Origin of the sequence: Arthrobacter sp. Soil736 (genome assembly GCF_001428005.1) — a bacterium.
Classification (GTDB): Bacteria; Actinomycetota; Actinomycetes; order Actinomycetales; family Micrococcaceae; genus Arthrobacter.
Genome location: NZ_LMSB01000060.1, coordinates 1 through 3971 on the forward strand (window position 1 = coordinate 1; position 3971 = coordinate 3971).

At 63.2% G+C, this 3971-nt stretch carries 3 protein-coding genes and 1 pseudogene; all 4 read left to right on the forward strand.

Translation table 11 applies throughout. The annotated features are described in order from the left end of the window. Positions 1 to 315 precede the first annotated feature (315 nt). Positions 316 to 1422, forward strand: coding sequence for a hypothetical protein (locus tag ASG92_RS24585; RefSeq protein WP_157372472.1), 1107 nt, complete (start codon positions 316 to 318; stop codon positions 1420 to 1422). A gap of 208 nt (positions 1423 to 1630) precedes the next feature. Beyond that, positions 1631 to 1906, forward strand: coding sequence for a hypothetical protein (locus ASG92_RS24590; RefSeq protein WP_157372473.1), 276 nt, complete (start codon positions 1631 to 1633; stop codon positions 1904 to 1906). A 515-nt stretch (positions 1907 to 2421) separates the two neighbouring features. After that, positions 2422 to 3048: a dihydrofolate reductase family protein gene (locus tag ASG92_RS24595; protein ID WP_056634864.1), complete on the forward strand. Its 627-nt coding sequence runs from the start codon at positions 2422 to 2424 to the stop codon at positions 3046 to 3048. A 138-nt stretch (positions 3049 to 3186) separates the two neighbouring features. Continuing rightward, positions 3187 to 3849: pseudogene (locus ASG92_RS24600) on the forward strand (dihydrofolate reductase family protein); the annotation flags it as partial. Positions 3850 to 3971 lie beyond the last annotated feature (122 nt).

Genomic DNA, 3971 nt, shown 5'->3' on the forward strand with positions numbered 1-3971 from the left:
GCCGCCGCCCACGGAAAGTAGCCAGACACCCACCCAGCAAAAACGCCGGAATCCCCGCCAACACGGGGATTCCGGCGTCTCAACCTGCGTAACTTCGGACTAACGGGCGACGCTCGCGCGGAAGCTGCGCCCGCACGGAACGCCGCCACAAAGATGTCTCCAGCTCCGTTGACCCCACCACTTACTCATGAGTAATGTGCGTCCTATCTAAGTTACCTTCAGCAACCACTGTCGCTGGGGGAAATGGGTGGTGGGGGACCCGAACTTGTATGTTCTCCGCCGTGTTATGGAATATCCAATCGACGGAGGAACTTCTTGACTCAGCATAAGTTCAGAGCAATCGCACTCCCGGCAACCCTCGCCCTAGTCCTGACTTCCTTGATGGGTGCGGCCGCCGCGGAAGCAACACCACCACCACCAGCGCATGGCGAGTTCCGAACGTCAGTACCGACAGCTGCCGCCCAGGAGGGATTCGCCGACCGCCTCTCCCTTTGGGCGGAGAAGGATGGGGTCCTTCAGGTAGGCCTGACCAGCATCCACGGCGACGAACTTGCCGCACTGAAGAAGCATCTGGGACCGGACGTAGTGGTATTCCAGCAAGACGTGGTCGAACCGGCTTTCAAGAAGACTCGGGTATCAGCCCCTGCACCAGTCAAGGCCGTGGCTGCCCCTCCCAAGAAGTCCGGCGGATCAGCCACAACCACGCTTGCCGCCGCATCGCTCACGCCCAGCAACGTTCCGCCCTTCATCGACAGCACCCCTTACTATGGCGGCGACCGGATCGTCAACCAGAGGCTCATTAACGGGCAGTGGTGGATCTTCGAGTGCACCGTTTCGTCGCCATATCTGAAAAGCACCACCACCTACATGATGACCGCGGGCCACTGTGGCCCGGTTGGAGCAAGCTGGTACCAGGGATATTACGACGGCACCTACATCTGGAACTCCGGCACAATGGGCACGGCATCCTACGTGCAATGGGGTAATAACAGGACTGACGGCGCCCTGCTGAGCGGGTCCAGCTACAGCCCCTACGTCTGGACCAATGGCTCGACCTATACGGCCGCCCACGTCACCGGCGCTGCCAGCGTTGCGCCCAAGAGCAGCACATATGCAGGGACCCCTGTGTGCACGGCCGGATCCTTTACAGGTTATGCCTGTGGTGGAAGAGTGAGCCTCATCAACGCTTGCGTCAATGTCAGTGAAGGATCGGTAATATACAGCGTTTGTGGACTGGACGCTGCCGTTGCGCCGACACCGATCGTCCAGTCCGGTGACAGTGGCGGACCGGTCGTTGTGCCGGTCTCAGGCGGGGTTCAGATGGCCGGAACCATCAGCGCGCAGTCCGATGGAGGAAAAACAGTGTTCTTCGCAGACGTAAAGTATCTTCAGCAGGTCTTCACCGCCACCGTGGTCCACTAGTGGTTGGCTACCGATGACCAACGTTACGAGAGGGGGCGCCGCGGTGCTTATCGCCGGGGCGGCCCTTTTCGGCCTTCTGTCATGCGGCACCGGCTCGCCCCAGAACGGCGGAGGCCAGCCAGCCGCTTCGACATCTCCGGAAGCCACGCCACCGTCCAAGACAAGCCCGAGCATCACAGCTGTCACTCCTAGTGCCAATCAGCTCCCTGTGGCACTCTCACCGGCCACCGGTGAGACAATTCCCTGGAAGCTGGTGAAGGTCGATGAGGAGAAAAACCGAATCTACCTGTCTGCCGGACAGGTCGGCTGCGCCGTGCCATCTGTCGTTCATCTGCAGGAGAAGCCCTCGGAGATCGTCATCGCCGTCTCCGGCGCCCCGTCCTCGGCCAGTGGTCCGTGCACCGCACAGAAAGTGAGCCTGGTCGGGTACGTTCAGCTCAGCGGGCCGGTCGCTGGGCGTCGTATTGTAGGGAACGCCGCGTAGGTCCAAGCATCCGCCTCTGGCGGACGCATCCCCCGGGGAACGTAAAGAGCGGCCCGTCCAGTCTTGGACGGGCCGCTCTTTTTTGATGCCCCTACTAAACGACGGGTTCGTCTTCCGCGATGCCCCTATTTCACCGCGGCGCGGCGGCCCGAAGAGGCGTACCAGGCGATCATGAGCACAGCTCCGAGGGCGAGGGAGGTGGAGCTCCGGTGACAGGACAGCCAGAGTCCGCACCAACTCTTCGTTTAGGGGTGGGTGGCAAAAGTCCCCTCTGAACAGCCGCTTTGCGTAGGCGTGCGCCACCGCAGGACTGCGAGCCCCATCCCCTAACTTTCGCCAGTCAGATCAGGTCAGGGAGGGTCTCGAGGACGAGCGCCTGCTTGGCGGCAAGTCAGCCGCAGTTCCATGCATACTCAGTTAAGGTCAAGCGTGCTTCACTTCTTAAGGTACATATCGAGCAATCAGTCGGCGGGCATCCCAACGCGACCGCCACCATGAGACGAGGAACTACTGCCATGGAGCTGAAGGTCAACATCCAGGTGTCCGTCGACGGCGTCTACCAGTCCAACGGCGGACGTCATCCCGACTTCGACCCGGGCATGGAGAGAGGCGGCTGGGCCAGGCCGCTGTTCGACGACGAGTCGCTGGCCTACGTCGGCGACTACTACCAGCGCGCGGACGCGTTCTTGTTCGGCCGACGCACGTACGAGATGTTCGCCTGGTCCTGGGGAACCGGCACTTGGGGCTCCGACCAGGGCGACAACCCGATCTCCACTGCCTTGAACACCAGGCCGAAGTACGTTGCATCCACTACCCTCACCGACCCGGCCTGGGCGAACACGACCGTGCTCTCCGGGGACCTCGCCAGCGCGGTCCGCGAGCTCAAGACCCCGCCGGGCGGCGAACTGCAGGTGCACGGCAGCGGCGCACTCGCCCGTTGGCTGCTGGCAAACGATCTCGTCGACGAGCTCACCCTTCTCGTGTGTCCCGTGATCGTCGGCCAGGGCGCGCGGCTGTTCCCCGAACACGGCCCCGATCTGGCGCTCGAACTGGTAGCGACGCGGGCCTTCCCGAAGGGGATCATTCTGCAGACGTACCGGCCCGCCGGACTCCCCCGGTACGCGTCCGACCCTACCAAGTGAGAATCAGGAGACCATCATGACTGCCATCTACACCTGGGACGTGTTCACCACCCTCGACGGCTTCGGCTCGTACAACGCCCACGGCGACTGGGGTGGTTACTGGGGCAAACAAGGTCCCGAGTTCCTGGATCGCCGCGNACCTGGGACGTGTTCACCACCCTCGACGGCTTCGGCTCGTACAACGCCCACGGCGACTGGGGTGGTTACTGGGGCAAACAAGGTCCCGAGTTCCTGGATCGCCGCGCCGCGCAGTACGGCGAGGAACTGCGGCTGGTCCTCGGAGCGAACACGTTCCGGATGTTCCAGCGGTTCCTCGGAACGCTCACGCGGGATTCAGAGGCGATCGACCCCGTGAACACCAGGATGAAGCACCAGCCCACGACGGTGCTCTCGTCCACGCTGGAAGAGCCTCTCGACTGGCCCGATGCGACTCTGGCACGCGGCGACGCCGCCGATGTCGTCGCACGGCTCAAAGATGAATCCGAGCTCCCGCTTCGCTCGCACGGCAGCCTCTCGCTGAACCGGACCCTCATGGCCGCCGGCCTCGTCGACCGGCTCCAGGTGACCATCTTCCCGGTGATCAGCGGCCAGACCGGAGGCAGCCTCTCGCTGAACCGGACCCTCATGGCCGCCGGCCTCGTCGACCGGCTCCAGGTGACCATCTTCCCGGTGATCAGCGGCCAGACCGGAGACGCACCGATCTTCGCCGGTGCCGCCGACTTCGACCTGGAGCTGATCGAGAGTCGTACGCTCGACGGCCGCACCCAGGAACTCCTCTACCTTCCTACTCGGCATCACTGACAGAACACCGCGAGGAGAATCGCCATGAGCAAGGCCATCCTGTACATGTCGATGTCTCTCGACGGCTACATCGCAGGTCCCGACGATGGCCCGGACAACGGGCTCGGAACCGGCGGTCTCCG